The organism is Psychroserpens burtonensis DSM 12212, from assembly GCF_000425305.1.
GTDB lineage: Bacteria > Bacteroidota > Bacteroidia > Flavobacteriales > Flavobacteriaceae > Psychroserpens > Psychroserpens burtonensis.
This window is the reverse complement of sequence record NZ_AUDE01000010.1, coordinates 72793-91001: the sequence shown is the minus strand read 5'-3', so window position 1 is coordinate 91001 and position 18209 is coordinate 72793. Positions and strand designations below refer to the sequence as shown.

Sequence of the window (18209 nt, the reverse complement as noted above, 5' to 3'; positions counted from 1 at the left end):
CTCTTTTTATTTATAAAGTTGTTACACTGAGATTCTCGTAGTTCTGGCAGAAACTCACAGCCCTTTGATTTATGTACTAAGAGATTTTAATTCACTTTATTTCCACCATTGGAGCTTTCATCTCGAAACAAATCGATGGTGTATTTATCTTTTCAACCTCAAGTATTTTCTTATGACTGCAGAAATATCTCCGGAAACGTTAAGTTTATAGATGATAATGACGTAGACAACTCCAATGGCAAGAGACTTCAGGAAAATATTCAAATAGGCATTAAACGGAAATTCCCAAAAGTAGAACCCGATCACTAAAAACATCAAGAGTATTGTAATTTTTAATGTTTCCGAAGTAAATGGAAGCATATTAAATTTTTGCTGTACAAAAAGGACTTTAATCGTATTGTATATCACAATAGCGATGAAGGTCGCTAATCCAGCACCATTAATTCCATACATTGGGATTAATATCATATTAAGAATAATTGCCAAAACTGCTAAAATAACACCAAAAACCAATACCATTCTATAATAGTCACTATTGAACAATATCGCATTATTATTTCCTAAAAGATTGTCGTATAATTTAGCAATGCTTATAAGAAATACAACGATTAATCCACCACTAAATTCCGAAGGAATAATCACATACAGCTGATTGATATTTAAAACGATTAGCAAGAAAATGAAACCACTAATTACGTAAAGGGTTAATGAACTTCGTTGGTACAAATCTTTAAGAGCTTCCTTATTCTTTTCATTTAAAAACTGAGCTGTAAGCGGTAATAAAATTTGATGCATTGCACGCTGTGGAACGGCAATCACTGTGGCTATAAAAACTGCAACGCTATAATACGCTACTTTTTCAATTTCAATATAATTATTGAGCATAAACTTATCGAGATCTAAGATGATAGTGGCAATTGAACCTGCTATGATAATAAGCGACGAGTATTTTAATATAGCACTCAACTTATCAATTTTACTAAATCTAAATACGGGAAGCCTTCTGCTAAATGAATAGAGCATCATAATTAGCGCTCGTAGTATATAAATACCAACAATGCCTAGCATAAATTGATCAACATCTATAAATGTAAAATAGACTGCAAACAACAGTATCATTGCTCCTAAACGATGAAACACCTCTTTCATGAAATTACCAAAAACGGTTTGCATCTGTACTTTCATCCAAGCATAGAAAACCTCAAAATAAGCCATAGATAACGCAGTAAGAAAAATATACCAAAGGTAACCTCTAACAATTTCGTTTTTTGTAGTTAGAAAATCTGCAATAGTATCATAAGCTACGTAACCAATAAAAGCCAAAGGTATTGAAAGCACGATTGGTAAAAAAAGCATTAGAGTTAAGAAACTATTGAGTGCGTTTTTAGTTTTAAAAGTAGAGTAAAATTTCACAATTGTATTATGAGTTCCAAAAGCCATTAGTGGCATCATAATATTGGCTGCAGAGAGTACGTAAGCTACGAGTCCGTAATATTCAACACTTATAAAATTAGTATATAGAAAGAGTGCACTGATGGCGCCTAAAACAAAACCTAAATAGGTTGTAATTGTGTTTCGCAAGGATTGATGAATGACAATTCCCATAAACTTAAACTTGCAAATAATTAAATTCTAAATTCCAAAAAACTACAAATTTCAATGTCATTAGTGCGATTTTAAGACTCCTCTTTTAATACTTCTGAAAGTTTTTTGCTAAGCGACTTTCTACTATACTGTTCTAATCCAATCGCATTTACAGCCAAAGTATTAGCTTTATAAGCTTCAAAATACGATAAAATTTGTGACTTCATATCTTTCTTGTCGGTGTAATAAAAATAGTGTCCCGTATTTGTAGACTTTAGTATAGTTTCTACATCAGAATATTTTGGACCTACAGCTATAATTGGAGTTCCTGATGCCATATATTCATATAATTTACCTGGAATAATAACTTTAGTATCTGCAGAATCTATTTCAACCATTAATAACACACGCGACTCCATTTGCGCTTTTATGGCTTCCTGGTGAGTAACGTAACCCATATTATGAATGTAAGTATCGAGTTTAAAGTCTTTTAATGTTTTCAAAACATCTTCACTCACAACACCTATTAATTTCAACTGAAATGTACTTCGGAAATCTTCATTCTCAACAATAAGTTCACTCAAAGCATCCCATAATTGCTTTGGGTTTCTTTCAGATAATAAGGAGCCTATATGCGCTAAGGTGAACTTTTCGTCTTTTTTTGGTCGCTCAATCTTATGAGCATCATAACCGTTAGTGATAACGGTTATAGGCTGTTTTGTTTTAGCTAAAAATTCTTTTTTTGTGTTTTCACTGGTGACTATAATTTGGTTTGCAGATTGTAATACTCGTGATTCTAGGGATTTATGTTTTTCTGCGGAAGATTTCGACAGTTTCAGATCCTTATGGTAGCCAATCGTTGTCCAAGGATCTCTAAAATCTGCAAGCCACTTCACGCCTAATTGCTCTTTTAATTTTAATCCAATAAGATGTAGACTATGTGGCGGACCCGTAGTAATTATAGTTTCAATATTATTCTCTTTAATATAGTCTGAAAGAAATTCTAAAGAAGGTTTCACCCAATTTTTACGCGCATCTGGAATAAAGAAATTACCTCTTACATACAACAACAACCGTTGTACGACGCTTTGCTTTTTTTTCTTCGGAATAACACCAGAACTAATCTGTTTGGAATCCTTTTTAGATAATAGATTTGCAAAACGATAAGGCTCACTTATAGGCTGCTTTATGATTTTTACACCTGAAGAAACTTCAAGTAACAAACTCTCATCAACAATAGGATAACTTGGGTTTTCTGGACAATACACAATGGGTTCAATCCCAAACTCAGGTAAGTATTTCACAAACTTTAACCATCGCTGAACTCCCGGACCTCCTGCTGGTGGCCAATAGTATGTGATGATAAGAACTTTTGTTTTACTCATTTTTATCATTCCTGCGAAAGCAGGAATCTATTCGTTTTACATTAATTATGGATTCCTACATTCGCAGGGATGACAACTAATGTTCTCTCTTCCTAAACCCAAACCAAATCCCACCAATCAACAACAATCCAAACATAACAGAACTCCCAAGAGCAATCATGCTTCCGGTTTGCACCACTTTAGGTTCAAATTTAAATATAATGTCATGATCTCCTGCAGGAATTTGTAATCCTCTTAGTGCGTAATTCACACGTTGGATTGGTACTTCCTTTTCTCCTACTGTAGCTATCCAACCATTTCCGTAGAACATTTCAGAAAAAATAGCGAAACCATCATTTGAATTTGATGACTTATACGTTAGCTTATTGGGTTGATGTGCTGTCAAAGTAATTACCGCAGTAGAATCTACAGTGAAGCGTTCTGATGCTAATTCTGGAACAGTAGTTACCGCTTTAATTAAAGTTTGTAGACTATCCAATGCTCTAATTTCGGCATTCGCAGAATCTAATTTTTCTAGCTCACTGACAAACCACGCATTACCGTTAGCATCTTCGTTGACATAAGGGAATACTGCTCCTTGCTCCTCTGCAATAAAATATTTGGTGTTGAGCATGTTAAGGACGTTCATATTATTTTTAGAAATATGAAAATCATACAATTCATCAAAGCGTTTTAATTTTGCTGCGTGATAGCCACTTAATGAATTATGAAAATAGGCTGCTCGGGCTGGTGCTCTACTACCTTCTGTAGAAATATCAAGGACTCTAAAATAGCCTTTGTCTTCCATGATTTCTTTATCTGCAGCATTAGCTTGATACGGTTTATCTACTTTATAAGCAGACACAAAATTATCTGTATTAACGTATCGTCTATCAACGCCTACTAAATCAAACAAAATTAGAATAGCGAAAACCCCAACGACTAAAGTTTCAGAAATTTTCTTCTTTATAAATAAGAATATCGTACCTGCAGACAATAAAACTAATATCAATGTACGAAGCGTATCTTCTGTAAAGAATGCTTTTCTATCTTCTCTTAGAGCATCAATATAACCTTGACCGTATTCTCCATAAGCTTGTCTATAGTAACCATCATTAACTCCTGAGAATTCAAAAAATGTAGATTTAAATAATAAGAATATCAATGCTAAACCTCCTGCTATTGCTAAAGAAATCTTAAGCGCTTTAAGTTTATGTTCCTCTTTATCAAAATCATTAAATAACTTTACTAATCCAAAAATCGCTAAGACGGGAACACATAATTCTACAATAACTTGGATGGAGCTTACAGCTCTAAATTTATTATATAATGGTACATAATCAATAAAGAAGTCGGTTATAAAACCAAATGGAGCGCTATCTCCATAAGATAAAATTAAGGATAGAATACTGCCTCCAACGAGCCACCATTTTAGGCGACCTCTTACCAAAAATAGAGCAAAAACAAATAAGAATATAATGACTGCTCCAATATAAGCTGGCGCTTCAACGATGGTTTGTTCTCCCCAATATGTAGGTGAGTTTTGAGATTCTTGTAAAGCTTGTACAGGAGTTGCTCCAATATTTTTAAAAAACTTATAAATGGCTGAATCCTTACCAACATCTTCTCCACTTCCTCCTCCTAAAAATCTTGGGATATAGAGATTAAAGGTTTCTGCGAGCCCATAGCTATACTCTGTAATGTATGCTTTACTCAAACCAGAAGTCACTTCTTTTGGAGAACCGTCTGGATTTATAGTCAGTTCACTTTGTCCACGCGTACTTTCTTTGACATACTCTTGAGTGGCTAGAATATTGGTCGCATTAAGCCCTATAGCTATGATTAAAGCAATGACCATTAACCCAACCGACTTAAAAAAGTGTGGTAACATTTTTTTTCTAAACGCATCCACTAAATAAGCAATACCTAAAACGAGCACCAACAACATTAAATAATAGGTCATTTGGAAATGGTTGGCACCAATTTCTAAACCTAATGCGACTGCTGTCAATAGAAAACCTGCAATATACTTTTGCCTAAAAGTGAGTACTATTCCTGCGAGAACTAATGGCATATAGGCAATGGCATGCGCTTTACTATTGTGTCCAACACCTAAAATAATGATGAGATAGGTTGAAAAACCAAATGCCAAAGCACCTAAAGCTGCGAGTTTATAATCTACTTTTAGACAGAGTAATAAGATATAAAACCCAATGAAATATATAAAAAGATAATCTGCTGGACGTGGTAAAAATCGTAAAACAGAATCTAATTTCTTGATGTAATTATGAGGATATCGCGCGCCCAATTGGTAGGTCGGCATTCCGCCAAAAGCGCTATTAGTCCAATAGGTCTCTTCTCCTGTAGTGGCTTTGAATTCTTTTTGTTGCTCAGCCATACCGATGTAATGCATGATGTCACTCTGGTATATTTTTTTTCCTTGTAAAACAGGGCTAAAATAAGCCAACGAAATGACTACAAAACCAACTAAAACTAATAAATGGGGTAGAAATTTTTTAAATGAAGATTGCATGAAACGCTATTAATTTGAATGATTTTGAAAAGTAGTTATTTTTTTTAAAATAACTTTAAATACGCGCATAAAGAATAATCATCATATCAAATTAAGGTGATGTGAGAATGGCATTAATCAACATCTTCATAATCGATATACTCACCTACTTTATTATTTGATGATGAGTCTCTATTAGGAATCTTATCAATAACCGTTTCACCTTCCTTCTGCTTTGGTTCTGGTCTCTGTTGATGTTGTTGTCCAAATTGGCCTTCAAACTTTTGTTGCATTTTTTTTGACATATAACGCATCAAATAGGGCGCGAAAAGACGCGTCGAAATTTTAATAGCATAATACACCAAAACTATAATAAGAATGGTTCTCACAAAACCATATAATGATGCTTGTTGTAACATTAATTTAAATTTCTTCAAAAATACAATTATCTCTATATAATTACTGTTATAAATACTTAAAAATTATATAAAATCTCTATATTTGAATTTAATCGACAACCTATGAAACTCATTAAAAAAGCACTCTTTTTCACAACTTTTCTCTGTGCTCAGTGCCTGTTTGCCCAATATACTGAAGTGATTAATTCTAACCGACCAGGTGTTTCTAAAAGCGCTTTTTCCGTCGGAACAAATGTTGCACAATTAGAGGTTGGACCTTATATAATTAATGAAAAGCATACACCTCTAAAATATGAGGTTTCAGGTTTTGGCGCAGATTTCACAGCACGCTATGGGCTCCTTTTTGAGCAATTAGAAATAAATATTGAAGGGACATATCAAAATGATACATTTACAGATAATCGTTCTGTTATTTCTTCAGAAGATAAACGTTCAAACTTTAAGCAATTTACATTAGGAGCAAAATATTTGGTTTATGATCCTTATAAAAATTCTGAAGAAGAGGAAAAGCCAAACTTGTATAGTTATCATGCTAATAGAACATTTAAATGGAAATCTCTAATTCCTGCCGTAGCAGTTTACGCAGGTGCAAATTTTGATACAAAAAATAATCCTTATACAGGACCAGGAGTTGAAGGCTTTAGTCCAAAAATAATGGTCGCTACACAAAATAATTTTCCTGGTGGATGGGTTTTAGTGACTAACTTTCTTAAAGATAGAATTGGTACTGATTATTCAGACTTTCAATACATAATAACGCTTACACATTCTTTCAGTCCGCAATGGGTCGTTTTTGCAGAAACTCAAGGGATTCAAAGCGATTTTTATGCAGATAACTTATTCCGTTTTGGAGGTGGTTATTTATGGAGCAAAGATTTTCAATTGGATACGGCTGTTACCTTTAACACTAAAGATACACCTTCAGTTTTTGGATTGAACTTCGGAATGTCTTATCGTTTCGATTTCCATGTTGATAAAGAAACAGCTAACGAAAACTCTCGAGAGGCTGCAGACAAACGAAAACCTAAAAAGAAAAAGGGAAAAAAGAAAAGAACAGATGATTTTGACGATGACGGAAGTCTTTAAGCCTACACTATGATTACAGTTAAAGAAATTCATTCTAAAAAGGAATTAAAGCTATTTGTAAAATTCCCTTTCACGCTATATAAAGATTCAGAATATTGGGTGCCGCCTATTATTAAACAAGAATTAGAGACGTTTAATAAAGATAAAAACCCCATTTTTAAAGATGCCGAAGCGCGTTTTTTCTTAGCCTATAAAGACAATGAAATTGTTGGCCGTATTGCTGCCATTATTAATTGGTTAGAAGTCAAAAATCAAAACCAAAAGAAAATGCGTTTTGGATGGTTTGACTTCATTGACGACTTAAACGTTTCTAAAGCACTTTTAGAAGAAGTTGAACGCATTGGAAAAGAAAATAATCTTGATTATACAGAAGGCCCTGTGGGCTTTTCAAATCTAGATAAAGTTGGAGTGATCACAGAAGGTTTTGATAAAATAGCACCTATGGTTACTTGGTATAATTATCCTTATTATGTCAATCACTACGACGTATTTGGTTATACCATTGAAAAATGTTATTCTGAAAGTCATTTTCCTTTTGAAAACGTAAAGCCAGAATTCTTTAAAAAAGCTCAAGAACTCATCAAGCGTCGCTATAGCTTGAGAGCACTAAAATTTACCAAAACATCAGAAGTGATGCAGTATGCAGATCAGATGTTTGATCTATTTAATGAGAGTTATTCCTCTTTATCCTCTTTTGTTGAGATTACTGATATTCAAAAAGAGTATTTTAAAAAGAAATTTATCAGTTTTATAAATCCCGAGTATATCAAATTTGTAGTTGATAAAGATGATGAACTCGTAGGATTTGCAATTGTGATGCCTAGTTTTTCAAAAGCACTCCAAAAAGCTAAAGGTAAATTATTTCCTTTTGGGTTTAGACATATTTTAGATGCTAAAAAAAATAATAAGGATATTATATTCTATTTAATAGGTGTTCATCCTAAGTATCAAAACAAGGGCGTTCATGCAGTTATTTTTAATGAATACTACGAGACTTTTAAAGATTTAGGTATGCAAACCTGCTATAGAACTCCCGAGTTAGAAGATAATGACGCGATTCAAAAAATATGGAAACATTTCTTTCCTGTAGTCTATAGAAGGCGCAAAACGTTTAGGAAAGTATTATAGAAAAAATCCGATTCAATCCTGATAATTATCGGGAGAATCGGATTTTTATTTTATGTAGTAACGTATTTATTTACTCACCCATTGCAGCCATTACAGAAGCAGATAAGCGTTTGTATGTTCCGTTTTCTAAACGTTCTCTAATTGCGTCAAAGGCGTCAAGAGTATCAGATACATCTTGTAGTGTATGTGTTGCTGTAGGTATCATTCTTAAAAGAATTAATCCTTTAGGGATTACTGGATACACCACAATAGAACAGAAAATACCGTAATTTTCACGTAAATCTCTAACTAAAGCCATGGCCTCAGGAATACTTCCTTTCAAATATACAGGTGTTACACAACTTTGTGTAGTTCCTATATCAAAACCACGTTCCTTTAATCCAGATTGCAATGCATTTACATTCTCCCAAAGTTTTTCTTTTAACTCAGGCATCGTACGAAGCATATCTAAACGCTTAAGAGCCCCAATAGCCAATTGCATTTGTAAAGATTTGGCGAACATTTGAGAACGCAAATTATATTTTAAATAATCAATAATTTCTTGATCTGCAGCAATAAATGCTCCTGTACTTGCTAAAGATTTAGCAAATGTTGCAAAATACACATCGATATCATCTTGAACACCTTGTTCTTCTCCTGCTCCAGCGCCTGTTTTACCAAGTGTACCAAAACCATGAGCATCATCAACTAGAAATCTAAAATTAAATTTCTTTTTAAGTTCTACAATTTCTCTTAAACGTCCTTGTTCTCCTCTCATCCCGAAAACACCTTCAGAAATAACTAAGATACCACCACCAGTTTGCTCTGCCATTTTAGTAGCACGCTCTAAGTTTTTTTCTAAACTTTCAATGTCATTGTGCTTATATGTAAAACGTTTTCCCATATGAAGACGCACACCATCAATAATGCAAGCGTGGGCATCTACATCGTAAACGATAATATCGTCCTTAGCAACTAAGGCATCAATTGTTGACATAATTCCCTGGTAACCAAAATTCAATAGATAAGCGGCTTCTTTACTTACGAACTCAGCAAGTTCGTTTTGCAATTTTTCGTGGATTGCTGTGTGACCAGACATCATGCGCGCACCCATTGGGTAAGCAGAGCCGTATTCTGCAGCAGCTTCCGCATCAACTTTACGCACTTCTGGATGGTTAGCCAATCCTAAATAATCATTAATACTCCAAGTAATCACCTCTTTTCCTTGAAACTTCATTTTATTAGAAATCTGTCCTTCTAGCTTAGGAAATACAAAATATCCTTCTGCCTGTGAAGCCCATTTCCCTAATGGTCCCTTGTCCTTATATATCTTTTCAAATAAGTCCTTCATTTATAAGTCAGTTTTAGTCATGTTAATTATTTGAGCTAGCCTAGGGTTCTAGTTTCTTATGCGGAATCAAGAAGACGAACTCTTGACAAAATTAGTTAATTATATTATGAATGCATAATATTTTTATGAACCAATGTTCATAATTATTATAAAAACAGAAAATCCTATCATGATATATCATAATAGGATTTCAAAAGCGTTAAAAATACTACCTATTTTATGTATTGAATTTTTTCTGAAATCAACGTTTTACTATCAAAAAACCCTTGATCTTCCATCCATTTATCACTGTATACTTTACTCATATAACGTGACCCATGATCTGGAAAAATAACAACGATTTTATCTCCTTTTTTAAACTCGCCTTCTTCATTAAGTTGCTTTATTGCTTGCATTGCTGCCCCACTTGTGTAGCCAACAAACAAACCTTCTGTTTTAGAAATCTCTCTTGCAGTATGCGCACTTTCTTCATCTGTAACCTTGACGAATTTATCTATTAAATCAAAATCTGTCGCTGTTGGGATTAAATTTTTACCTAAACCTTCAATACGGTAAGGATAAATCTCTTTTTCATCAAACTCGCGAGTTTCATGATATTTTTTTAATACAGACCCATATGCATCTACGCCTATAACTTTTACCTCTGGGTTTTGTTCTTTAAGATATTTAGAAATCCCAGAAATTGTTCCTCCTGTTCCACTACAAGCCACCAAATGTGTAATTTGTCCTTCTGTCTGCTCCCAAATTTCTGGACCTGTAGAATGGTAGTGTGCATCTAAATTAAGCTGGTTAAAGTACTGATTAATATATACAGAACCTTTAATTTCATTGTGTAAGCGTTTTGCTACTTCATAATATGAGCGAGGATCGTCTGCCTTTACGTTTGCAGGACACACGTAAACTTGTGCTCCCATAGATTTTAACATGTCAATCTTATCTGGAGATGATTTTGAACTAACTGCCAAAATACACTCGTAACCTTTAATGATACTTATCATAGCAATACTAAATCCTGTATTACCAGAAGTAGTTTCTATAATTGTATCACCTAGAGATAAAAGGCCTTTTCTTTCTGCTTCTTCAATAATGTGAAGTGCAATTCTGTCTTTTGACGAATGACCTGGATTAAAAGCTTCAACTTTTGCAAAGAAGTCACCTTCAAATCCTTTTGTCATTTTATTTAATTTGATAAGAGGGGTTTTACCTATTAATTGTAAAACGTTATCAAATACTTGGATGTCTTTTTTCATAAATGCTATTTATAAGCTTTATACTTTTTTAATTCAGAAACGCAAAACCTTGCAAAACTAATACTTTTTTTTTAATTAGACATGAATACCTTCTAAATCCAGTAAAAAAGCATACTCTTGGGCATCTTCTTTTAAAGCTTCAAATCGACCAGAAGCGCCTCCATGTCCAGCATCCATATTAGTATTCAAAAACAGCTTATTGGTATTTTGTTTATGAGTTCTCAGCTTTGCTACCCATTTCGCAGGCTCCCAATACTGAACCTGAGAGTCATTTAAACCTGTAGTTACCAACAAATGCGGATAATCTTGAGTTTTCACATTATCATAAGGCGAATAGCTTTTAATATAATCATAGTAGGCTTTATCATTAGGATTTCCCCATTCATCATATTCACCTGTAGTCAATGGGATTGTATCATCTAACATCGTCGTCACAACGTCCACGAAAGGTACTTGTGAAATAATGCCATTGTACAAATAAGGTGCTTGATTAAGAATAACTCCCATCAACAAACCTCCTGCGCTTCCTCCCATGGCGTAACAATGTTCTTTTGAAGTATACTTGTTTTCTATTAAGTGTCTAGTGCAATCTATAAAATCTGTGAATGTGTTTTTCTTTTTTAATAGCTTTCCGTTTTCATACCAATCTCTTCCTAAATATTCACTTCCTCTAATATGCGCAATGACATAAATAAAACCTCTATCTAATAGACTTAATCGTATTGTTGAGAAATATGGATCTATGGTAGAACCATAACTTCCGTAGGCATATTGAAGTAAAGGTGCATTGCCGTCTAGTTTTGTATCCTTTCGTCTTACTAAAGACATTGGGATTTTAGTTCCATCTACTGCAGTTGCCCAAATACGTTCAGACGTATAATTATTTTTATCAAATTTAGGATCTAAAACTTCTTGTTCTTTTTTCACATCTCGCTCCTTGGTTCTCATATTGAAATCGATCACAGAGGCTGGATTTGTGAGCGAATTGTAACTGAATCTTAAAATTTCAGTATCAAAATCCACATTAGTTCCTGCATTAGCAGTGTAGGTTTCATTATCAAATGGCAAATAGTAATCTTGGGTTTTATCCCAACGCGTAATTCTTATTTCATTTAATCCATTTGTACGCTCACTTATAATCAAATAGTCTTTAAAAATCTCTATATCTTCAAGCAATACCTCATCGCGGTGTGCAATGACCTCAACCCAATTATCAATTCCGGTTTGAGTTTCTGGAGTCTTCATTAGTTTAAAATTGGTAGCTTTATCTTTATTTGTTAGTATATAAAATTGATCTTCAAAATGTGAAATGCTATATTCCAATCCGCGAATACGATCTTGAAATATTTTAAAACTATCATCTGGTCTATCTGCGTTTATAAAATGAAACTCATTAGTTAGCGTGCTGTAACACGCAATAACTATATATTTTCGGGATTTTGTTTTGTAAACTGCTGCTCCAAAAGTATCATCATCTTCAGTAAATACTACAACATCTTGATCTTCTGAATCGCCTATTTTATGCTTAAAAATCTCGTTTGATCTTAATGTTTGCTCATCTTTCTTAGCATAAAATAAGGTCGAATTATCATTTGCCCAAGTTGATGAACCTGTAGTGTTTTCTATAGTGTCTGAGAACACCTCATTAGTAACTAAACTCTTGATTTGCAATGTGTATTGTCGCCTTCCAGTAAGATCCATACCAAAAGTAATCATTGTGTTATCTGGACTCACACTTAAGCCTACCAGTCTAAAATAAGTATGACCCTCTGCCATTTCATTACAATCGAAAAGTAATTCTTCATCAGCCTTTAAGGTTTCTTTTCTACGTGTGTAAATTGGATAGCCTTTACCCTTTTCATATCTAACAATGTACCAATATCCATTGTATTTATAAGGCACTGAAGAGTCATCTTCCTTTATTCTCGCTTTCATCTCTTCAAAAAGCTGTACTTCAAAATCTTTTGTATGCGATGTCTCCTGCTCATAATAAGCGTTCTCCTCTTCCAAATAATCTAATACATTCTGGTCCTCTCTTTGATTGAGCCAAAAATAATTATCTATTCTTAAATCGTTGTGGAGTTCTAATTTCTTAGGAATTATTCTAGCTACGGGAGCTTCAATGTTCTTTTTCATATAAATATCTTCGGAAAATTATGCGACGGCATTTTTCTTTTTAAAAGCGTTGCAATTTAGTAATTTTGTTGTTGAACTCGATTAAACTTTTTTAATTCGCTAAAAAATTGCTCTTTTACGTCCATTTTTCATCTTTTTTTATTTCCGTAGCGATGCTATGCAATTAAAAAAAGATGAAAAATGATCAAAAAAGCACTAATTTTCACTAAAATCTAAAAAGCTTAAACGAATTCATTAATAATTTTTAATACACAATATTATGTTTGGAGATATGACAGGAATGATGAGCAAACTGAAAGAAGCTCAAAAAAAAGTAGAAGAAACAAAAGAACGTTTGCACACCGTTTTGATTGATATGAATAGTAATGACGAAAAATTAAAAGTAACTATTACTGCAAATCGTACTTTAAAAGCGATTACGATTGATGACGACTTACTTAAAGATAAAGATATGTTAGAAGATTACTTAATTCTTACGATTAACAAAGCTATTGATCGAGCGACGACGGTTCATGAAACTGAGGTTGCTGCTGTTGCAAAAGAAGGAATGCCTAATATTCCTGGAATGGATATGTTCAAGTAAACTCAAGCTTAGAGTGTTCAAACTTTTTAAAGGAGGATATTGATCTTTTAATTGTTTTGTCGCTATGTGTTGAGAATTGATACAAATTATTACATAATAAGAAAAACTATTGCTGAAATGCGGTTAAGTATTTTACCAAAAAAAATTGGTGTTAAATCAATAACTTTGATGAAAAGGTCCATTTAAACTGCAGACTAAATAATTTTAATAGAAAAACTATTATTTCTCTTTATACTGCCTATAGTTTTTTAATCTTCTTTCGTATTGTTTGCTAAAAATGCGCCATATTTTAAAATAGCTACAAAAACAACTCCACCAATAGCATTACCTAATAATGACGTGGATTGGAAGGTGAGATAATCAATAAAAGTTATTTTATCAGAAACCAAAAATCCAGCGAATATCTCAATGTTACCTACTATACTGTGATGAAGGCCAGACATGGCAATTATAAACGTAATCATATATATGATGAGTATTTTTCCCGACGTGGTTTTAGTAGAAGTAATGATCCATGACAGCAAGGCCATTAGCCATCCTGCTAAAACAGAGCTTCCTAGAATAACATCTCTAGTAAAATGATTTACATGATTGGCTAAGTTCTCAATCCCTTGATAGGAAATGACACCCAATTCAGGACCTATCCATACAATGAAGGCTCCTATTAAATAGCCTCCTACTAAATTACCAAATATAACGATGCCCCACAATGACATTAAATCACCAACCGTTTTCTTCCCACTAATCACTGGCAATGATAACAAAGAGGTCTGTTCTGTAAACAATATTGACTTTCCCAAAACCACCAATATAAAACCAAGAGGATATACAAATGATGCTAAATAAGGAATGTATTCATCTTTAATTTCCCCATTAAAAATGCTATAGACAATAGCAACCAATAAGAAGCTAAATCCTATTTCCAAGCCTGCCATAAAACTACTTAAAAAAGTAGATAATCTATTTTTACGGTATGTATCAAGTCCTTCGCAAAGTTGTTTTACTAGAATATCGTCATGATCTTCTATTTCCTTCTTTTTCGCTTTGGTCTTTACTATTTCATCTACCTCGTGCTTTTCCATAAGTTTCTGCCAACTTTAGTCTTAATAATCAATCAAGCGACTGACTTTAAAATTTTGTTATTAAAAATCTAAAACTCATTCAACGCCTCCAACAAGCGTTCATGCATAGCATCTGTATAATTCAAATGCGTCACCATACGCAACTTATTGCTTCCCATACCAATAATTCGAATATCCCTATCTGACAGTTGTTTTAAAAACTCACCTTCATCTAGATGAGACTCCAACTCAAAAATGACAATATTGGTTTCTATAGGTTCTACTTTCTTTATTATAGATAAGTCCTCTAATGCGGCACCAATCTCTTTTGCTTTTTTATGATCATCTACTAACCGGTCCATATGATGGTCCAAAGCATATAATCCTGCTGCAGCTAAATAACCAACTTGACGCATTCCTCCTCCTAATATTTTACGAACACGAATTGCCCCTTTCATAATATCGTTATTACCAACAAGAACAGATCCTATTGGGCAACCTAAACCCTTACTTAAACATACAGATATGGTATCAAATAATTGTCCATAGTCTTCAGTTGTTTCTTTAGTATTTACAAGTGCGTTCCAAAAACGTGCTCCATCCAAATGATATCCTAAATTATGTGTGTCACAAACGGTTCTAATGCGTTTCAATTCTTCAAAATCCCAACAAGCTCCTCCTCCTTTATTTGTCGTATTCTCGACCTCTACTAAGGTTGTCAACGGACTATGATAAAAATCTGGAGGATTTATGGACTCCACAACTTGTTTAGCGGTAAACATCCCACGATGACCATCTATAAGTTTGCAAGAAATTCCGCTATTAAAAGAGGCTCCTCCTCCTTCATAATTATAAATGTGCGCATATTTATCACAAATAACTTGCTCTCCAGGATTGGTGTGTAATTTTAATGCCGTTTGATTTGCCATACTTCCAGTTGGAAAAAACAGCGCTTGATCTTTACCAAACATTTTAGCTAAACGCCCCTCTAGAGCGTTAACAGAAGGGTCTTCTTTATAAACATCATCACCAACATCTGCTGTCATCATTGCGTCCAACATGCTTTTTGTTGGCTTTGTAACCGTATCGCTTCTTAAATCTATAACCATATTTAATTCTCATTATAATTGCAAAAACCACTACCAATTGGTGAACCATCGGGTATTTTTGGAGCGTTTTCTATTTTAAATTTTTCTGGGTGTTCTCTAAATTCTTTTATTAGCATTGCAAATTGAGCTGCATACTGTGATGGTTTCTTTTTATCTGCAAGATAATCTCTAGATAATGAATTTATAGCATCATTTGCTTTTGCTTTCACTTGAAATATAGATTGATCACTTACTGCTAAATTCATTACATGTAGCAAAACACGCTCATTAATTAATTGCTGAATCTCATCTTTATAAACATCATTATATCGCTTTCCAAAGGAAGCCTCTAAAACGTGTTGTAATAGGTCGTCAAACCCTAATTGTTTGTTATCTAAACTTTTTTGCTGAATTATGCGATTAGCGCGTTGAGAGTTTAGTAATAATTTCAAGGTCATATCGCTCGCTGTGACTGCCGCACTCATGGGATCAAAAGCGACTCCTGTTTTTCCTTTGAAAGATTCTCGCGTTCTACTGTAACCATAAGCTCGTGGTGGGAAGAGTTTTAATGTTGACTTCGGAATGGCTAACGCTTCCGCTGAAATAGTAGTTAAGATTTGTTCTAAAGTTTCTTTTTGCGTCTTTACATCAACAGGTTTTACAATAGTTTGTCCATCACCTTTCACCGCGTAGTTATAATCTAATCCGCCAATAACTTTCGTCGCTGCTTCCACTTGAAAGCGATGGAAAAAATAAAGAGGTACAAACACATCTTCTAAAACCGAATACGGTTCTCCATCACGAATGTTTTCCACAGAAAAATTTGAAATCGCTTGCGCTCTTAAGGTCATTAGGTTTTCTAATTCTTGTGAAGCACTTTTACCATTATCCCAAAGATGTGCAAATTGGTGTGCCCCACCTTCCGCTCTGGCATCAGAATCTGATATGAATTGCAAACCAGAAGTATTCGCATCACTTAAAATAGTGTTTAATTTATCTTTCTCGATAGTATTAGCATCAAATTCAGAATACGAATACGCGACAGTTACCTTATCCCAAGCTCCTATTCCAACAGCATAAGCATTTGAAAAGTCGATATTTCCGTTGGTAATAGAAATCGCAGGATGCGGATAATCCATAACAGACGATCTACCATTTGCACTTGCAGCAAAATTATGTGTAAACCCAATTGTATGACCAACTTCATGCGCACTCAATTGTCTAATTCTCGCCAAAGCCATATCTAACATAGGTTGATAATTATCATCACGCTCTGCAAAAGGTTTATCCATCAAGGCTTGCGCTATCAAAAAATCCTGACGAATACGTAAACTCCCTAAACTCACGTGCCCTTTAATAATTTCTCCAGTTCTAGGATCGACAACACTTCCTCCATAACTCCAACCTCGTGTAGAACGATGTACCCATTGAATCACGTTGTAACGACAATCCATAGGATCTACATTATCTGGTAACATTTTAACTTGAAACGCCTCTTTAAATCCTATAGACTCATAGGCTTGATTCCACCAACTCGCTCCTTCCAATAAAGCAGAACGCACTGGTTCTGGAGTTCCGGGATCGAGATAATAGATAATAGGTTTTTTAGCTTCACTCATAAGAGCACTTGAATCTTTCTTTTCTAAACGGTGACGAATGATGTATCGTTTTCTAATAGGATCTTGAATTGGTGTCGCATAATCTAAATAAGACATAGATATCGCTCCACTTCTCGCATCAAACTCTCGCATTTTATATCCATCATCTGGCAACTCTATAAAACTATGATGTTGTATAACGCTCACTAATGAAGACGTTGGTGTAACGCTTTTAATATTTTTCCCCTTAGGTTCACCTTTAAAAGTTAATAATGCTTCAAATTCTATATTTTTAGGGAAAGCTTTTGTTCTATCCAAGGATAAAGCACTTTTGCTTAAGTCTAGTTTGTAAGAACCTTCTCCTTTTAACCGATTTTCAACACCGTGAGCATCTTGCATTAAAAATGATGTGAGGTCAATAATGTAGGTTCCATTATTGTTTTCTATGATTTTAAAACCAAAAATTACGGATTGTGCAAAAGCTTGCTCTATACTTTTTTTCTCCAACTCATTATTTGTAATAGCTCTATAATCTAAATTAGGCTGAACGAGTAACAATTTATTACCAGCCTTTTTAAATTTAACTAATCGTTCTCCTCCTAACTGTCCTCTATCTAATCCAATATCATTGGATCCAACTCCAGTTGCTAAAGAATTAGCATATAAAAATTCTTTATCTAAATCCTTTACTTCTAAATAGATCTTGTCTGTAGATTCTTCATAATGGAAATCAAAAAACCCATTGTAGTCTTTTAATTTTTTGGAATCTAATTTCTGTGAGAACACATTGAGAATAAGAAAAAATGTAATGGCGCTAAGAATAAACTGTTTCATATTATTTTTAAAGGTATAAATTTACTTATTTTTTGTCTTAATTATAATTGAGATCTATTAAAATAATAGGTATCTCAGTTATTGTAAAACTTATGGTTCTAGATTTAAGTTTGTTTCTGTAGTAATTATCAAAAATTGTTCTTTAAAACCTATCCTTGATGTCTTCTGTACCAGACTGTTTTCTAAAACTATATTTATTAGTCTTGAAGTAAAAAGAAAATCTCTTAAAAACTACA

Annotated in this window: 13 protein-coding genes; 3 read left to right on the top strand and 10 right to left on the bottom strand. The window is 33.8% G+C overall.

What is annotated here, in order from left to right:
* Positions 1-144: 144 nt before the first annotated feature.
* From H593_RS0104090 to H593_RS0104075, 4 genes are all read right to left on the bottom strand, one after another.
* On the bottom strand, positions 145-1605 hold the full coding sequence (locus H593_RS0104090; RefSeq protein WP_028871266.1) for an oligosaccharide flippase family protein: 1461 nt from the start codon (positions 1603-1605) through the stop codon (positions 145-147).
* 71 nt (positions 1606-1676) lie between these two features.
* Positions 1677-2969, bottom strand: coding sequence for a glycosyltransferase family 4 protein (locus H593_RS0104085; RefSeq protein ID WP_037051464.1), 1293 nt, complete (start codon positions 2967-2969; stop codon positions 1677-1679).
* Between the two features lie 76 nt (positions 2970-3045).
* Entirely contained in the window at positions 3046-5481 is a 2436-nt protein-coding gene (locus H593_RS0104080; RefSeq protein ID WP_028871264.1) for a YfhO family protein, read from the bottom strand.
* A 113-nt stretch (positions 5482-5594) separates the two neighbouring features.
* Entirely contained in the window at positions 5595-5879 is a 285-nt protein-coding gene (locus H593_RS0104075; RefSeq protein ID WP_028871263.1) for a DUF4834 family protein, read from the bottom strand.
* Between the two features lie 102 nt (positions 5880-5981).
* Here H593_RS0104075 and H593_RS0104070 point away from each other — a divergent pair, with 102 nt between their 5' ends.
* Both H593_RS0104070 and H593_RS0104065 read left to right on the top strand, forming a co-directional pair.
* The gene (locus H593_RS0104070; protein ID WP_028871262.1) at positions 5982-6965 is read left to right on the top strand and encodes a transporter; all 984 of its coding nucleotides are present in this window, start codon (positions 5982-5984) and stop codon (positions 6963-6965) included.
* A 9-nt stretch (positions 6966-6974) separates the two neighbouring features.
* Positions 6975-8093, top strand: coding sequence for a GNAT family N-acetyltransferase (locus tag H593_RS0104065; protein ID WP_028871261.1), 1119 nt, complete (start codon positions 6975-6977; stop codon positions 8091-8093).
* A gap of 70 nt (positions 8094-8163) precedes the next feature.
* Here the strand turns inward: H593_RS0104065 and capB are convergent, their stop codons facing one another.
* The 3 genes from capB to H593_RS0104050 form a co-directional block, all read right to left on the bottom strand.
* A complete protein-coding gene (capB, locus tag H593_RS0104060; protein ID WP_028871260.1) occupies positions 8164-9423 on the bottom strand; it encodes a cysteate-C-fatty acyltransferase in 1260 nt (419 codons plus the stop codon).
* Positions 9424-9635: 212 nt separating this feature from the next.
* Positions 9636-10673 (bottom strand): cysteate synthase, encoded by a 1038-nt coding sequence (gene capA / locus H593_RS0104055; protein ID WP_028871259.1) that lies wholly within the window; start codon positions 10671-10673, stop codon positions 9636-9638.
* Between the two features lie 75 nt (positions 10674-10748).
* Positions 10749-12809, bottom strand: coding sequence for a S9 family peptidase (locus tag H593_RS0104050; RefSeq protein ID WP_028871258.1), 2061 nt, complete (start codon positions 12807-12809; stop codon positions 10749-10751).
* Positions 12810-13068: 259 nt separating this feature from the next.
* On the opposite strand from H593_RS0104050, the gene H593_RS0104045 reads away from it, so the two are divergent.
* Complete coding sequence (locus H593_RS0104045) at positions 13069-13392, top strand: YbaB/EbfC family nucleoid-associated protein (protein WP_028871257.1); 324 nt, start codon at positions 13069-13071, stop codon at positions 13390-13392.
* 248 nt (positions 13393-13640) lie between these two features.
* Here H593_RS0104045 and H593_RS0104040 read toward each other — a convergent pair whose 3' ends face one another.
* The 3 genes from H593_RS0104040 to H593_RS0104030 all read right to left on the bottom strand — a co-directional run bounded on the left by H593_RS0104040 (position 13641) and on the right by H593_RS0104030 (position 17973).
* Positions 13641-14474, bottom strand: coding sequence for a formate/nitrite transporter family protein (locus H593_RS0104040; protein WP_028871256.1), 834 nt, complete (start codon positions 14472-14474; stop codon positions 13641-13643).
* Between the two features lie 68 nt (positions 14475-14542).
* Positions 14543-15562, bottom strand: a complete 1020-nt coding sequence (locus H593_RS0104035; RefSeq protein WP_028871255.1) for a threonine aldolase family protein — start codon at positions 15560-15562, stop codon at positions 14543-14545.
* 2 nt (positions 15563-15564) lie between these two features.
* Positions 15565-17973, bottom strand: coding sequence for a zinc-dependent metalloprotease (locus H593_RS0104030; protein WP_028871254.1), 2409 nt, complete (start codon positions 17971-17973; stop codon positions 15565-15567).
* Positions 17974-18209: the final 236 nt, after the last annotated feature.